This window comes from Aestuariispira insulae (assembly GCF_003385955.1).
GTDB lineage: Bacteria > Pseudomonadota > Alphaproteobacteria > UBA8366 > Aestuariispiraceae > Aestuariispira > Aestuariispira insulae.
On the sequence record NZ_QRDW01000001.1, the window covers coordinates 287176 to 303042 of the forward strand.

The following is a 15867-nucleotide window of genomic DNA, read 5'->3' on the forward strand; positions in this document are numbered from 1 at the left end:
ACGCCACATGCGAATGAAACGGAAAATCTCACGTCGCCAATTTAACCGCTTTGCGCTGGCCGGATGTGCCGCCGCCTTGACGAAGGGGGCCACCATTTCCGACGCAACAACAAACGATCTTGATTTGACCGGTTTCTATGTGCCGGAGGAACGAGAAGACCACCTGCGCACCTTCATGCAATGGCCGGTCAGCAAGCGGGTCCATCCCGACCCCGTTTTCCGCGAGATGATCCAGCAAACCATAGCCGATATTGCCAATACGATCGTTGATTTTGAACCTGTGGTTCTGATGATGGATCGGAAATATGCCATGGATGCCAGACGCAAACTGGATCCAAAAATTGAGATCTGGGATATTCCGACAGATGATCTATGGTGCCGGGATTCCGGCCCTCTCTTCCTGATTCATGAAGATGGCCGCCAGATGATCAGCCATATGAACTTCAACGGCTGGGGCAATAAGCAGACTCATGGCAATGACGGCAAAATCGCCCGCCGTGTCGCCGAGCGGCTGGGCCTGCCGCTCTTTGACAATGGCATTGTCGGGGAACCCGGCGGTATTGAAGCCGATGGTGAAGGCACCTTGATCGCCAATGAAAGCTGTTGGGTGAATCCCAACCGCAACAGCCAGTCCCGTGATGTCATCGAAGCCAAACTGTTGGAAGCCTATGGTGCGGATAAGATGATCTGGGCCCCCGGTGTCAAAGGCATGGACATTACCGATGACCATATCGATGCCACGGCCCGCTTTGTGGCGCCCGGCCATGTGCTGATCCAACTGCCGGAAGGGCCGGATGTCTTCCCGCCCTTCAGTCAATCCATATACAGAACATTGGAAATTCTAGAGAACGCGACGGATGCCAAGGGCCGCAGACTGGAAATCACCAAAATACCCGAACCCGTGAATGTGCGGGTCGAATCCGAGGATTTTCTGGCATCCTATGTAAACTATTATGTTTGCAACGGAGCGGTTGTCTGCTCCCAGTTCGGCGACCCAGAAACCGATGAAATTGCCCGACAGGCTCTCGGCGATCTTTACCCGGACCGGGAGGTGATCGCACTCAATGTCGATCCGCTGGGCGAAACGGGGGGAGGCATCCATTGCGCCACCCAACAACAGCCAGCCAGCTGACACCGCCCCTATTCCGTTTCATCAAGATCGCGCCGTATCCATGACGATGGTCACCGGCCCGTCATTGAGCAGCTGCACCTTCATATCCGCACCAAAGCGCCCCTTCTCAACCGGCAACCCCAAACGGGACAGCTCCGCACAAAGTGCCTCATAGAGCTGTTCCCCCTTCTCGGGCGGGGCCGCCTTGGAAAAGCCGGGCCGGTTTCCCTTGCGCCATTCCCCAGCCAGGGTAAACTGGCTGACCACCAGGGCCGATCCGCCGATATCCTGGATCGACCGGTTCATCTTGCCCTGATCATCTTCAAAGATCCGCATTTTAGCGATCTTGCCGGCGAGATAACTCACTTCCTGGTCGCTATCATCTGGTTCGCCGCAAACCAGGATCAGCAGACCGGCGCCGATGGCGCCGGTTGTCTCCCCCTCTACTGTGACCGAAGCTTCCGCCACGCGTTGCAATACGATCTTCACGCCTCAGCTCCCCTTCTTCACACCTTCAAACATGCTTTTCAACAGCTCAGGCTTGACCGCCAGCGGATCGCCAGGGCTGGCCTCGAACTCAAGCAACTCCCCTGGCTGGCATTTCAACACCTGGCAAATCTTTGCCAGGGTGTCGAACCGGACCCCTTTGACCTTGCCGGATTTCAGCATGGACAGATTTTGCTCACTAATGCCGATCTTTTCCGCCAAGTCTTTGGATTTCATTTTGCGCTGAGCCAGCATCACATCAAGCCTGACGATAATTCTCATCAGACAATCTCCCGGTTTTCACGCACGGCTTTTGCCCCTTCATTCAAGGTCCAGGCCACCACCAGCATGACCGCACCCAGCAGCACCTGGAACAGATCATCAGAACTGACATCAATCTCCAACACACGCTGCCCGACAGGATTATTCATCGTCAACAAAACCGTAATGACCCCGCCCACAAGCGGCTTGGCCAGCATGTAGATCAAAAGACTAATGCTGAAAGCCCTCAGGTGAGCGGTCGTCTCAACCTCAAACATCTCGCCACGCTGATAGGCCGCAAACAATTTTTGCAGCCGCCAGATGCCATACAACAAGATACCCTGGCTTACCATGGTCACCAGAAAACAGCTAATTTTCTGCCAGATATCCAAAGTTGCCATATCAACCAACCCCATGCCTTCGACTTCGGCGATCACAGACATCTTTTCCGGCATGATCCAAAAAACCCCAATGAAAACCGGACTGACAATGATGACCAACCAACAAAGCACCATCAAGACAGTACTGACCCGCTTGATCTTGCTCAAATTTTCCTGCATCGGCTCCACTTTCAAAATTTAATTTATTAATGCTTTACATTAATTTTTTCGCGTGGCAACAAAAAAAATCGGCTGCCGAAGCAGCCGATCCGCTAAGCCGGTGGATCTATAAGAGTCAGACGTTGCCATCCCCTTTGAACCCAGTGGCTACAACATACATTTCCGCCGATTCCTTGCGGCTGGATTTTGGCTTAAAATGCGCCACTTTGGTGAAATTCTGTTTTAGCAGGTTCAACAAACTCTGTTCCGTGCCACCAGCAAAAACCTTGGCAGAGAAACTGCCACCGGGCTTTAAAACCTCCAGCGCAAAATGTATGGCCAGCTCAACCAGGCCAACAATACGCAAGTGATCGGTTGGCGAATGACCGGTCGTGGCGGGGGCCATATCAGACAACACAACATCCACAGGCCCGCCCAATTCCGCCTTCAGGCGTTCGGGGGCATCATCATCATTGAAATCCCCAACCAAAAGGGTGGCACCGGGGATAGGTTCCACTTCAAGCAAATCGATCCCAACCACATCCCCCTTACCGCCGATGCGTTCCTGGGCAACCTGGACCCAGCCGCCGGGCGCACAGCCCAGATCCACGACAGTCTGACCCGGTCGAAGGAAATCATATTTATCATCAATTTCGATCAGTTTGAACGCCGCCCGGCTCCGGTACCCCAGTCGTTTGGCCTCCGAGACATAGGGGTCATTCAATTGACGATCCAGCCACCGGGTGGAAGAAATTTTCCTCTTTTTGGCCGTTTTTACGCGCACCCTTGTATAGCGGCTGTCCGTGATATGCTCCACGACACCGGCATTTTTCTTGCCCGACGGTTTTTTCGCACCCGTCTTTTTTCCGCGCTTGTCACTGGCCATGGTATTTCTTTCTCGATTCCCGATCCGCCTCAAACATCAGATCCTGCAGGATTCCTTCCCGAATTCCGCGGTCCGCAACACTTAATGAACCAACCGGCCAACATTTGCAAATCGCGGAAAAGATAATACAGCCTGCCAATACTAAATCCGCGCGATCCCGACCGATGCAGGGATGCTTGATCCGTTCATCCAGCGGCATCTGGCGCAACCGGTCGCTGATCGCCTGCGCAGCCTCGAAGGAAAGGCGGCTGCCATCTACATCAGCACGGTTATAGCGTGGCAAGGCCTGGTGGATGCCGCTCAGTGTCGTAACCGTCCCGGAGGTGCCAACCATCTGAACCCGCCCTTGCTCAATCCGATCAGAAATATCATTGCGTTTGCAAAAATCGGAAAAAGCATCCGCAACAGACATCACCCATTGATCATAAGCCTGCTGCCCTAACTCGCCGGGCCCAATCTTTTCTCCCAGAGTGACGACACCATATGGGATCGAGAGGCTGTCAATGATCGACGGTATCTCCGCTTTTGCATCCAGAAAAATCACCTGTGTGCTGCCGCCGCCGATATCAAAAATCAGCGCATAGTCATCCCGCCGGTTCAATAGTGGCACACAGCCACTGATGGCCAACCTGGCCTCTTCAACGGGATCAATGACTTCCAGTAAAAGACCAGTCTCATCCAGGACACGGTCCAGAAACTGCTGCTGATTGGTTGCCAGGCGGCAGGCCTGTGTTGCAATGGCCCTGAAACGATCCACTCCGCGCTTTTTCATCTTGGCCGCACAAGCGCCAAGCGTCTTAATCGCCCGCAATTGGGCCGCCTCAGACAGACGCCCTGTTTGGCCGACCCCCTCGCCCAACCGGACCACTCGGGAAAAAGAATCGATTACCCGGAAGCTCCCTGCGGTCGGCCGCGCCACCAGCAAACGACAGTTATGGGTGCCAAGATCCAGTGCCGCATATGTATGCGCCCAACGCCCTGTGGAGGGCATGAAACGTGACCTCGGCGAAATGCGCCGCTGCTTGATGCGGTTGCTCATAGGCGTTCCAAACGATCCAATTTAGGCAATTGCACCGAACGCCCTTCAATTTTACCAATCATCAGCAAAGATTAGTGCATGGGATGCCCCGGTGCAAAAGATTGCTGCAACATAACCGTGGATGGTCCTCGTCACCGCCCGTTTCGCGACTTACACCCTCACGCATGCGGCACAGACAAAAAAAGTCCGGCAAAAAGCAATTTTCTTTTGTTTTCACTCTTGACCCCGCTGGCCTGGAAAGCTAAAAACCGGCCACCCGATGATCGGGACCTACTGTTGGGAGATCGTCTAATGGTAGGACTACGGACTCTGACTCCGTCAATCGTGGTTCGAATCCACGTCTCCCAGCCAACAAGCCCTTGAAAACATCACGTTTTCAAGGGCTTTTATTTTTCAACTGCGTTCCGGGATTCTTGAGCCTGTCGTTACAGGGCCTTAACCATCAGCAAGCGCCCTTCGTTACGATAACCATGACGCTGATAAAACCGTTCCAGCCCTTGCTCCTTCCGCCCCGTCGCAGTCAAAACAACTTGTATATCAGCGATCCCTCGGTCCCGGCACCAGTCTTCCGCTGCAGCCAAGAGAATATACGATATCCCCCTGCCCCGCATTTCCGGCCGTATATAAAGATCTTCGATCTCGGCAGCCCAGCCATATTCCAGGCCATGAGTCGCTGTCGCTGTAACAAATCCGAAAATTTGGCCTTCACCTTCGCAAACCAGGAATGTTGCCCGTTCATCAGCCAACATCACCATTAGGTTTCGCGTGATCTGCTTGACGGCGACATCTATCCCTTCTTCCTCAAAGAACTGCGACACCAAGTGAACGAGCTCTTCCCTATCTTCGTCCCGGGCCTCCCGAACAGCCCGTTCAGACATGATCATCACGTCCAAGCATAGGGATCAGCAGATCAATCAGTTTATAGGAATTTTGGCAAACCAGTTTCAAATTGGCATCAAAATCCTTGCGAGCGGTATCTCCCGCTGTATCAGACAGGCCGCGTATGACAACAAAGGGAACCCCATTGAGGCGACAGGTATAACCAACAGCCGCCCCTTCCATCTCTGTCGCCACAGCTGCAAATTCCCGTTGCAGCCAGCGCAGTGTTTCCTGATCGGAAATAAATTTATCGCCGGAAACAACCGTGCCGACCATCAGATTGGGAACGGCCGGTCCGGGCGTAAAAGCCTGATCATAGGCATCACTGGCCAAATTGACCATGGCAGGATCACTTTCAATCATCCTGTCCTCGCCAGGTAACTCTCCAGGCCTTCGTCCAAATACGGTGAGATTGATATCATACTGGATCAGATGGCTGGCAATGACCAAGTCCCCCACCCGCATGTTGGGCAGCAAGCCCCCCGCAACCCCGCTGAACAACAACCGGTCCGGTTCAAAACGGTCGATCAGCATCTGGGTACAAATCGCAGCATTCACCTTACCGATGCCACATTTTGCCAACACGATAGGACAGTCCCGGAACAGCCCAGAGGAAACAGTGATCCCGGCATGGCGGTAATCGCTCACCGCCTCCATACTGGAGTGGATCCACTCGATTTCCTCATCCAGAGCACCAATCACGGCAAGCAAAGGACCACCTCCACCAATTTAATTTACAGACCGCATAGAATTTGGTTCCATGCCAATGATAGCATTCTGTTTATTCACAAACGCTTAATTAACATGACTATATATTTGCAGTTAACATTCGGGAAACCGAAAACTGATAAATTAATGACCTTTAGAACTATTTTGGCTGTGCCGGAAACGTGACTGAAGAAGACGACATACTGACCTTCGAAGAAGAATTGGAAGACGAAACACCCGACGGGATATCGGAGGGTGAATGGAAGGTGTTGGTCGTTGATGATGATGAAGCAGTGTTTCAGGCAACCCGCCTAGCCTTGTCCGATCAAAATTTCGATGGACGGAAAATCCAGTTTCTTTATGCAGAATCCGGCGCAAGAGCCAGGGAAATACTCGCCGATACCTCCGACATTGCCGTCGTGTTGCTGGATGTGGTCATGGAGACTGAACATGAAGGTCTGGAAGTTGCAGACTGGATCCGGAACAAACAAAAAAACCCCTATATCCGGATCGTGCTCAGAACCGGACAACCCGGCTATGCACCGGAAAAAGATGTCATCCAAAATTACGATATCAATGATTACAAAAGCAAAACCGAGCTAACTGCCACCAAGCTCTATACCCTGTTAATCACCAATCTCCGCACTTACCGGGACCTGACCCTTTCGGAATTCAGCCGGGTCCGTTCGGTGAATGAACTACTCAAAGCCGAAATCAATGAACGCATCCAGGCGGAGCAAAAACTCAAAGACAGCGAAGAAAAACTGCTAATCGCCATGAATAACATGGCCGGCGGTATAATCTTGGTCGATGAGAAGCTGGAGGTACGCTCTTTTAATCCACAACTTGTCAAAATGTTTGCCCTGCCGCCACATCTGATGAAGATCGGGCTCGCTTTTGAGGAAATCATACGTTTTCGTGCCGGCCGGGGCGATTTTGGCGACGGCGACCCGGAACAGCTTGTCGACAAAATGATGGCTTATTACCGGAATCCCGGCGGAACTGGCCGGCAGCAGGAAAACGCACCGGATGGATTGGTTCTCGAAGTGCATCACGGCACGGTGGAATCCGGTGGTTTTGTTGCCGTCTATACCGACATCACCGAACGGAAAAAAGCCGAACAGCAATTGGCAGCGGCCAATGACCATCTCCAGGCCTTCCATGACCGCATTGGCAGCGAGCTTGTAACGGCGCAGGAAATGCAGTTGGACCTGTTGCCGACCAGAGATGAAATCGCCGCCCTGGAACAGCGCTATGGGATCAGCCTTGGTGCCCATTTCGAAACATCTTCAGAGCTAGGCGGCGACATTTGGGGCCTGCATCCGATTGATGACGATCGTTTTGGGCTCTATACCGTCGATTTTTCCGGCCACGGGGTCGGCGCCGCCCTGAACACATTCCGTTGCCATACCTTCCTCGCCGACAAACCGCTCTCCGAAGGCCAAACGCCCGCGGACTATCTTTCAGAACTCAGCGCTGAAATGGCCGCACATCTGAAGACAGGTCATTACGCGACCATGATTTATGCGATCATCGATGTCGCCCAGAACACGCTGACCTATTCCGGCGCCTGTAATCCAGCTCCCATTTTTGGAAGCCTCACTGAGAAAAGTTATGCGTTGGGGGATGGCTCAGGACTGCCGATCGGCCTCACGAAAACCCAAACCTATGAAAATCATCAGATCGATTTCCCGGCAAATTCATTCCTCTTCCTCTATAGCGACGCCCTCTTCGAAGCGGACCTACCCGATGGCGGGCGCATGGATATGGATCATGTGAAATCATGGATAACCGCCGCCCTGGAGGAGAAAAGCCAGGAAGGTGGATATCTGGAATATGTCCGAAACCGGTTTAAAGAAAACGCCAAACCGCCCCTGAATGACGACCTGACCATGGTTTGGCTCTCTCGGTGAGTTGAAAACAGATCGAACCGACCAAAAATCAATGCGTTCAATCTGTTATTCGGGGCTGTTGGCTTCCGCCTTTTTCGTCCAGCCGCCCTGATCCGTCTGCTGCCAATAGGTCAGACGGTGCCCTGCATCCTTTTGAGCCTTCCAAAATTTCCGGGCATCAGCAACCGCCAGATCATCGTTGCCATCAAACAGGCGACAAACCAGTTCATATTGTTCAAGATCGGCGCTATCCGCGCCATCGACCAAGAATAATACATTGGAATTATTTGGATTTTCTTCTTCCGACGTGAGCCAAACCGGCTGTAGCTCGGCCTCCCCATCCTCTGCGGCCCCATGGGGAATGAAGCTGCGGTCATTAAATGTCCACAGGTGTCGGTTCAGGAATTCGACCCGTTCCGGAGACCCCACCATCACCACCGCACGCCAGTTCCGCTCCAGGGTCATCTGAAGCAGCTGGGGCAGGATCTGCTCCAGTGTCTTGCGTTGCAGGTGGTAATAGCGGGTTTCCATTTCAGGTTATGACTCCGGCAGCCTTATTCGTAATTATCCGCCACAAAACGGTCCAGCAAACGGACCCCATATCCTGTACCGCCTTTCGGCACTGTCGGACTGTCCTTGGAGGACCATGTGGTGCCGGCAATATCGATATGAGCCCATTTGGTATTATTGACGAAACGCTGCAGGAACTGAGCCGCGGTAATAGCACCGGCGTAACGGCCACCGATATTCTTCATATCAGCAACATCAGAGCGCAGAAGTTTATCATAATTGTCATGCAGCGGCATGCGCCAGGTTTTCTCACCAACATCCTTTCCGGCCAGGAAAAGCTGGTCGGCGATAGTGTCGTCGTTAGCGAAGAAGCCGGCATGTTCGGTCCCCAGGCTGACCATCATGGCCCCGGTCAAGGTCGCCAGGTCAATCATCAACTGCGGCCTGAACTTGTCCTGGCAATACCAGAGCGCATCCGCCAGCACCAACCGGCCTTCCGCATCGGTATTCAGAATTTCAATGGTCTGGCCGGACATGCTGGTGACGATATCACCCGGGCGCTGTGCGTTACCGTCCGGCATATTTTCGACCAAACCAACAATCCCAACGACATTGACTTTCGCCTTGCGCCCGGCCAGCGCCTTCATCAGGCCGATAACGACACCGGAACCGCCCATGTCCCATTTCATGTCTTCCATGCCGGGCCCCGGCTTCAGGGAAATGCCGCCGGTGTCAAAAGTCACGCCCTTGCCGACAAATGCCAGAGGCGCCTTTTTCTTCGCGCCCCCTTGCCAATGCATCACGACAAGTTTGCTTTCGCGTTCAGACCCTTGACCAACGCCCAACAGGGCACCCATGCCAAGTTTCTTCATTTCCTTTTCGCCGAGAACCTCAACCTTCACACCAAGGGCTTCCAACTCGGCGGCACGCTCAGCCAGGGTTGCAGGATAGAGGATGTTGGGCGGCTCGGAAACCAGATCACGGGTGAAGAACACACCTTCGGCAACGGCTTCCAGATCCTTGAAGAGTTTCTTAGCCTCCGTCAGCTCCGCGGTCACCACGGCCAGCTTGGCCAGCTTAACTTTGTCCGACGGCTTGTCTTTGGTTTTGTATTTGTCGAAGCGATAGCTGCGCAGTTTCAAACCATAAGCCAGCTGGGCGCTTTCTTCCGCACCAAAATCAAGCGCGACGGCTGCATCCTTCTCACCTGACGTTGAGAGTTTCTGATACAGTGCACCACCCAAATTCTGCAATGCGACCGGCGCAAGCTCTTTGCCCAGGCCCGCCAGCAAAACCCGGTTCCATTCACAAGAGGCCGGCGCGACCAGTTCCAGGAACTGATTGGCCTTGCCTTTGAATTCACTTGTTTTCAGCGCCCGGGACAACATGCCGCCGGTTTGCTCGTCAATCGCTTGGGCTGTTTCCCGGAAGCGTTTACCCTCTTCAACCCCGACGACAAGGACACCCCCCTTGGCCGGTTGAGATTTACTGAAAGAAATTTTCATGTTTTTTCCCTTTTAAGACCCGGCTCGGCGCAGCTTCCATCAGCAGTCCACTCACCGGCCCCCTCGATTTTTTTACTTTTATGCGGCTTATGCCTTCCCAAAAGTGATAGGCACAGGCAGGGTAAATGGCAACGGGAAAAAACACAGAATTGGCCCAAAAACGGCTTCCTTTGCTTCTTATATGTGTGTTTCGCATGCTGGCCCCTGGCTTAGCTTGTCCATTCAATTCGACGCCAGAATGAGCGCTAAAAATCCGTGCATCATGAACCATGGTTTGATAACAAAGACCTGCTAAGAAAATAAGTAAAGGCAGGCACAAAGCCTCATGTCCATGGTAACCCGATATATATCGCGCCAGATTACGGTCGTTACGATCGTGGCAACATTGTCGATGTGCATGTTGATCACGTTGGTTCAGTCCGTCCGTTTCATTGAACTGATTGTTAATAACGGGCTGCCACTATCCGAGTTTTTGCGTATCAATATCCTGGCGGCACCGCGTTATCTGGTTTACCTGCTGCCTATCGTTCTGTTTGGCGCTACATTGTTTACCTATAACCGGATGATCAACGATAGCGAATTGATTGTTCTCCGGGCAGCCGGTTTCAGCCGGGGACGCCTCTCTCGGCCCGGATTGTTGCTCGGGGTCATCATCACCGCCATACTCTATTCGCAAACGCTCTATTTTTTGCCGGCCAGCCAGAGCGAATTGCGCACCATTCTGCTTCAGGCTCGATCAGAATGGGGGGCTGCTTTCCTGAGAGAGGGCCGCTTTACCAGCATCGGCGATAATGTAACTATTTTCATTCGGGAACGGACCGCATCAGGTGAGTTGGTCGACCTTTTGTATCATAATCAAAAGGACCAACTCACTATCATAGCGGAACGCGGAGCCATCATCGACCGCCCGGATGGCCCTCGCATTATTGTCAAAAATGGGTCAAAGCAATTTTTCAAGGATGGCCGATTGCACCTGTTGAGTTTTGAACAATCCTCCCTTGATGTCGGCCTTAGTAAAAAATCCAAAGAGTTGCGTTGGATTGAACCGCAGGAGCGTTTCCTGCCAGATCTCCTGAACCCGGATCTCAGCGACCCTTCTGTTCAGCAGTTCATTTTGAAAATCAAAGCCGAGGCGCATAACCGTATTCTCTCACCCGTTATCGCCCTGACTCTTGCCAGCGTCGCGATTGCGATCATTCTTGGCGGGGGATTCAGTCGTCGGGGACAGACAAAGACGATCCTTTCAGCCATTGGCGTCATGCTTACCATTTATATAGGAAATATTTCGCTCGTGAATGCGGCCGGAGGCAATGCTGCATTCGTACCGGCAATCTATGCCAATGCCCTGCTGCCCCTGGCTGCAAGTCTCATTTTCATCTTAATGCCAAAACAATATAGAAAACGCCCGGCAGAAGCCCGGCCCCAATCCTGACGAGGCGCTTTCAATGACTCTTGGCGTATTATTTTCCTATCTCTCGCGATCCTTCCTATTCTGGTTGCTATCCGTATTTCTGTCCCTGGCCGGCCTGTTCGAGATTTTTGACCTTGTTGAACTGCTGCGGCGCTCGTCAGGCAAAGAGGGGCTGACCTTTGCCATCGTCCTTCAGATGAATCTTCTGAAGCTGCCGCATCTGATCCAGGATATCTTCCCGTTCATCATGCTGTTCGGCGCTTTGATCTGTTTTTGGAGACTGGCCAAATCAAATGAACTGGTGGTTATCCGTGCTGCGGGTATTTCAGCCTGGCAGATCCTGTTTCCGACCCTGGTGATCGCATTCTTGGTTGGCATTCTCCAGATCACGACCTACAGCTCACTTGCCGCAAGCTTACGATCAAAATATGAAGCGCTGGAAGCCAAATACCTGGCCTCTCAGCGAAACGAACTGGCCATTTCAAAAACAGGTCTCTGGTTGCGCCAAAGTCATCAGGACGGCCAAGCAGTTATCCATTCAAATCGCCTTTCGGCCAATGGTCGCAATATGGAACAGGTCGTGGTTTATCTGTTTGACACCAGCGGTAAATTCCACGCCCGCATTGACGCGGAAGAAGCCGCGCTCAGATCCAACTACTGGGAGCTGATCAATGCAGTGCATTCCGATTTACAGGGCAAGACTGAACGATTTGACCGGTACGCGCTGCCGACGAACCTGACCATGGAAAAAATCCAGGAAAGTTTCTCCTCGCCCGATACACTTTCCTTTTGGGAGCTACCGGAATTCATCAAGGCGCTCGATGAAGCGGGATTCGATTCTTCGGCCCATCGGCTTCGATTTCATTCCATGCTTTCTACGCCAATTTTGTTTTGCGCAATGGTTTTGATCGCAGCTATTTTTTCCTTCGGTGCAAGCCGCCGGGCAAGCACCTCCTATATGATACTAGGCGGAATCACGAGCGGGTTTTTGCTTTACTTATTAACTAATGTGGTTCATGCACTTGGATTAACGACAAATATTCCCGTTGCGCTCGCAGCGTGGATGCCAGCAGGTGTAAGCGTCATGTTGGGGGTTACCGCCCTTCTCCATATGGAGGACGGATAAGGAAAAAATGGGGAAAAATACTCGAATTTGCTCAATCGCACTATGCGCTGCCTTGGCGGTTCCACCGCCCGCGTTCCCTCAAACTTTGGGTTCGGACGGTAATGAACCGGTTGTCTTGCGTGCAGGGCAGATCAATCACGATGAAGAACTGGGAATCATTGTCGCCACCGGTGGTGTCGAAATCGCGCAGGGAGAGCGTTTTCTTCTCGCTGATACACTGAGCTACAACCAAAAGACAGATACGGTCACGGCATCCGGCAATATCAAGATCCTCGAACCCAGCGGAGAGGTTATCTTCGCGGAATATCTGGAACTTCATGACCAGATGCGGGATGGCGCGATCCGCGAGATCCGCATCTTGATGGACGACAATGCCAGAATCGCCGCCAATGGCGCCCGCCGGGTCGGCGGCACGGTTTCTATCATGAGCAAAGGTGTCTATTCCCCTTGTGACGTCTGCAAGGACACACCGGACGAAGCACCGCTTTGGCAGGTCAAGGCAGACCGCATCATTCATGACCAGGAAGCCAAGACAGTCGAGTATCATGATGCCACGTTGGAGTTTTTCGGCGTGCCGGTGGTTTATACCCCCTATCTGACGCATCCGGATCCCAGTGTGAGACGGAAAAGTGGTTTCCTTGCCCCGTCTTTCGGCACAACCTCCAGTGCCGTCGGAACCTTTGTCCGGACCCCCTATTTCTGGGCGTTGTCTGACGATAAAGACATTACTTTTGATCCTATCATCACCACAGATACCAGCCCTATTATCGCGGCTGAATATCGTCAGGCTTTTGACAATGGTGAAATGGAACTGTCCGGCAGTGTCGTGGTAGCGGACCGAAAGGCCGGCGATGAAAATGATACCTACACCAAGGAAGACCGGGTACGCGGACATATTTTTGGCACTGGCCGGTTCGATATCGATGATACGTATAGATGGGGATTCGATATTGAACGCACCTTTGACAAAACCTATCTCTCGAAGTTCAACTTCTTTGAAAATCCCGGAAATTCACTGACTTCCAGTGCATTTATCGAAGGGTTCCGCCAGCGCAATTACATGGCGGCAAGTGTATATGACTTCCAAGACCTTCGGGATGATTCTACCGCGCCCACTCCAGTCATTTTCCCTAACCTCGAATATACCGGGTTTGGGGAAGCGGATAGATATGGTGGCCGTTGGGATGCGACCGCAGGCTTCAGGGGCCTGAGCGAGAGAGACGAAAGCGATAACATACGGCTTTCCTTCGACATTGGCTATTCTTTGCCGATTGCCTCAAGCCTCGGTTATATCACGACCTTATCGGCAAAATTGAACAGCGATCTCTATTTCGTCGATCATTCAACGTCAACCAATTCCCTGGGCCAAACCGAAGAGGATGGTGTCACCGGCAGGCTTGTCCCCCAATTGGCAGCGGAGTGGCAATATCCTTTCTATCGTCCGCTGGAAGATCTCGGTCATCAAATGATCGAACCTGTCGCCGGTGTCTTCATTGCACCAAATGGCGGCAACAGTTCGAATATTAACAATGACGACAGTACCGTCGTCGAAGAAGATGATACCAATCTGTTCAGTATGGATCGGATTGCCGGACGTGACCGTATGGAAACCGGCAGTCGTGTTGCCTATGGCGTCAAGGCCGGTCACTATTTCAATGCCACCGATCATGTGGAGTTTTTTCTGGGCCAAAGCTATCGCCTGACCGACAATAACGCGTTGGAAGCCGAGACCGGATTGCAAAATGGCGCTTCGGACTATTTTGGCTGGATCAACATTTCGCCCCATAAATATGCACAGCTGAATTATCGTTTTGCCATGGATGAAAGCGATTTCAACACCACGAGGAACGAAGTGAGCCTCTCCGGTGGCACCGACGCATTTGGTTTCACTCTGACCTACACGGATATTGAAAAGGCCTCCGCTTCAAGCTCTGAGATTCAAGAAATCCAAGCATCGGCAAGGGCCAAGTTTGACGATGAATGGTCTGGCCGGCTGTTCGGCAAACGTAATCTGCAGGACAATACAGATGGTGGCTCTATCAACAGCGGCTTTGGAATCAAATATGAAGATGAATGTTTCATTTTCGACAGTTCTTTTACACGCTCGTTTGTGCACCAAACCGACGTGAATGCGAATGATACACTCTTCTTCCGATTGACGTTTAAAACCCTGGGCGAAGTTACCATCTGATTTGCCCCTATATTGCTGGTATCGTTTTTCTATGATGACAAAAAAAACACGCGCAATTTCATCATTCCTTTTGTTGGCGACCATGGCATTGTCAAGCTTGGCCATACTGAACACCGCACGGGCGCAATCGCTGAAAATAGTCGCCGTCGTCAATGACGAAATCATCTCCTATTACGACCTTGAGTCGCGGATCAGAATGACCATTCAATCCTCGCAGATGCAGGATACTCCCGCCACCAGGCAGAGGCTCGCCCGCGAAGTTCTTAAGGTCATGATCGACGAAAGTTTGAAACGGCAGGCCGGGGAAGAAAAAAACATCCAGGTTCGGGAAAAAGAAATCGACGAACAGATCAGCTATATTGAAAAAAACAATGGCATGACCCCCGGCTCTTTGATGAAGTTCTTTCAGGCGAGCCGCATTGATCCGGAAACATTGAAATCCCAGATACGCGCACAAATAATCTGGAACAAGTTAATCGGGCGTACCATGCGGCGCAGGGTCAATGTTGGCGAGGAAGAGATCGACGAACAGCTCGCCGTTCTGGAGAGCAAATCTGAACTGATCCAGAAACGTGTGTTTGAAATCTATCTCTCCATGGATACGCCAGATGATGAAAGCCAGGTAAAGGAGGAGATTGAACGGATCCGCAACCAGCTCGCGGCAGGTGCAAATTTCACGGAAATCGCTCGGAACTTCTCCCAGGCCCAGACTGCGGCTTTGGGGGGAGATAAAGGTTGGGTCCTTCCCTCCGAATTGCCAGACGAGTTGCAGCAAGCCGTGGCAAACCTCAAAGCAGGTGAAGTCTCCCGTCCCATTGAGACTCTCACAGGCATGTATCTTTTGAAAGTCACCGGCGAACGGCGTCTTGGCGGGGAAGAGAAAGATGCCAGCATTGAGTTGGCACAGATTAGCCTGCCTCTAAACCAAGACCAAGGAGCCCGCGACACAATCCTGGCCCAGCTAAATGGGTTGCGCGATAAAATCGACAGTTGCGACGCCTCTCCTGCAGCCGCGAAAACTCTGGAAGGGGCTTCCAGTTCCCGAACAGGCATGGTCAAGGTATCCAATCTTGCCGGAAATATTCAAAAAGTTGTTGCCGATCTCGAAATTGGTCAAACATCAGAGCCCGTGGCCCTGTCAAAAGCTGCAATGATTTTTACACTCTGCCGCAAGCAGGAAGCTAAATCCAATCTGCCCAGCCGCCGCGATATTCGGGAACAATTGACACAGGCACGGTTGGAATTATTAGCACGCCAGTATCTGCGTGACCTTCGCCATAGCGCGTTCATTGATGTGCGTTTGTAACGGCTACTGATCGGGGA

General features: G+C 52.2%; 15 protein-coding genes and 1 tRNA gene. 7 read left to right on the forward strand and 9 right to left on the reverse strand.

All coding sequences use genetic code 11. The features are described 5' to 3' along the window. Nucleotides 1-7: 7 nt before the first annotated feature. On the forward strand, nucleotides 8-1132 hold the full coding sequence (locus DFP90_RS01455; RefSeq protein ID WP_218044546.1) for an agmatine deiminase family protein: 1125 nt from the start codon (nucleotides 8-10) through the stop codon (nucleotides 1130-1132). Nucleotides 1133-1153: 21 nt separating this feature from the next. On the opposite strand, the gene dtd is transcribed toward DFP90_RS01455, so the two are convergent. The 5 genes from dtd to DFP90_RS01480 all read right to left on the reverse strand — a co-directional run bounded on the left by dtd (nucleotide 1154) and on the right by DFP90_RS01480 (nucleotide 4322). Next, the gene (gene dtd / locus DFP90_RS01460) at nucleotides 1154-1600 is read right to left on the reverse strand and encodes a D-aminoacyl-tRNA deacylase (protein ID WP_115934636.1); all 447 of its coding nucleotides are present in this window, start codon (nucleotides 1598-1600) and stop codon (nucleotides 1154-1156) included. A gap of 3 nt (nucleotides 1601-1603) precedes the next feature. After that, nucleotides 1604-1879: a helix-turn-helix domain-containing protein gene (locus DFP90_RS01465; RefSeq protein ID WP_115934637.1), complete on the reverse strand. Its 276-nt coding sequence runs from the start codon at nucleotides 1877-1879 to the stop codon at nucleotides 1604-1606. Then, nucleotides 1879-2418 (reverse strand): DUF2975 domain-containing protein, encoded by a 540-nt coding sequence (locus DFP90_RS01470; protein ID WP_115934638.1) that lies wholly within the window; start codon nucleotides 2416-2418, stop codon nucleotides 1879-1881. The genes DFP90_RS01465 and DFP90_RS01470 overlap by 1 nt, the downstream gene beginning before the upstream one ends. Before the next feature lie 115 nt (nucleotides 2419-2533). Continuing rightward, nucleotides 2534-3283, reverse strand: coding sequence for an RlmE family RNA methyltransferase (locus DFP90_RS01475; RefSeq protein WP_115934639.1), 750 nt, complete (start codon nucleotides 3281-3283; stop codon nucleotides 2534-2536). Then, entirely contained in the window at nucleotides 3273-4322 is a 1050-nt protein-coding gene (locus DFP90_RS01480) for a Ppx/GppA phosphatase family protein (RefSeq protein WP_245956937.1), read from the reverse strand. Before DFP90_RS01480 ends, DFP90_RS01475 begins: the two co-directional genes overlap by 11 nt. A 277-nt stretch (nucleotides 4323-4599) precedes the next feature. Here DFP90_RS01480 and DFP90_RS01485 point away from each other — a divergent pair. Further along, nucleotides 4600-4673 (forward strand) — tRNA-Gln (locus DFP90_RS01485). Between the two features lie 74 nt (nucleotides 4674-4747). On the opposite strand, the gene DFP90_RS01490 is transcribed toward DFP90_RS01485, so the two are convergent. Together DFP90_RS01490 and DFP90_RS01495 are read right to left on the reverse strand one after the other, a co-directional pair. Next, a complete protein-coding gene (locus DFP90_RS01490; protein ID WP_181905128.1) occupies nucleotides 4748-5200 on the reverse strand; it encodes a GNAT family N-acetyltransferase in 453 nt (150 codons plus the stop codon). After that, complete coding sequence (locus tag DFP90_RS01495) at nucleotides 5193-5903, reverse strand: 5'-methylthioadenosine/adenosylhomocysteine nucleosidase (protein ID WP_245956979.1); 711 nt, start codon at nucleotides 5901-5903, stop codon at nucleotides 5193-5195. Before DFP90_RS01495 ends, DFP90_RS01490 begins: the two co-directional genes overlap by 8 nt. A gap of 188 nt (nucleotides 5904-6091) precedes the next feature. Between DFP90_RS01495 and DFP90_RS01500 the strand changes: the two genes are divergently transcribed. Beyond that, a complete protein-coding gene (locus DFP90_RS01500) occupies nucleotides 6092-7822 on the forward strand; it encodes a SpoIIE family protein phosphatase (protein ID WP_115934642.1) in 1731 nt (576 codons plus the stop codon). Nucleotides 7823-7867: 45 nt separating this feature from the next. Here DFP90_RS01500 and DFP90_RS01505 read toward each other — a convergent pair whose 3' ends face one another. Both DFP90_RS01505 and DFP90_RS01510 read right to left on the reverse strand, forming a co-directional pair. After that, nucleotides 7868-8332, reverse strand: coding sequence for a DNA polymerase III subunit chi (locus tag DFP90_RS01505; protein WP_115934643.1), 465 nt, complete (start codon nucleotides 8330-8332; stop codon nucleotides 7868-7870). A 23-nt stretch (nucleotides 8333-8355) separates the two neighbouring features. Then, complete coding sequence (locus tag DFP90_RS01510; protein ID WP_115934644.1) at nucleotides 8356-9816, reverse strand: leucyl aminopeptidase; 1461 nt, start codon at nucleotides 9814-9816, stop codon at nucleotides 8356-8358. A gap of 331 nt (nucleotides 9817-10147) precedes the next feature. On the opposite strand from DFP90_RS01510, the gene DFP90_RS01515 reads away from it, so the two are divergent. The 4 genes from DFP90_RS01515 (at nucleotide 10148) to DFP90_RS01530 (ending at nucleotide 15850) form a co-directional block, all read left to right on the forward strand. Then, nucleotides 10148-11248: an LptF/LptG family permease gene (locus tag DFP90_RS01515; protein WP_281269682.1), complete on the forward strand. Its 1101-nt coding sequence runs from the start codon at nucleotides 10148-10150 to the stop codon at nucleotides 11246-11248. 13 nt (nucleotides 11249-11261) lie between these two features. Further along, nucleotides 11262-12353, forward strand: coding sequence for an LPS export ABC transporter permease LptG (gene lptG, locus DFP90_RS01520; RefSeq protein WP_115934646.1), 1092 nt, complete (start codon nucleotides 11262-11264; stop codon nucleotides 12351-12353). A 115-nt stretch (nucleotides 12354-12468) separates the two neighbouring features. Further along, nucleotides 12469-14544, forward strand: a complete 2076-nt coding sequence (locus DFP90_RS01525; protein ID WP_181905130.1) for an LPS-assembly protein LptD — start codon at nucleotides 12469-12471, stop codon at nucleotides 14542-14544. A gap of 34 nt (nucleotides 14545-14578) precedes the next feature. Continuing rightward, on the forward strand, nucleotides 14579-15850 hold the full coding sequence (locus tag DFP90_RS01530; protein WP_281269683.1) for a peptidylprolyl isomerase: 1272 nt from the start codon (nucleotides 14579-14581) through the stop codon (nucleotides 15848-15850). The last annotated feature ends 17 nt before the right edge of the window (nucleotides 15851-15867 follow it).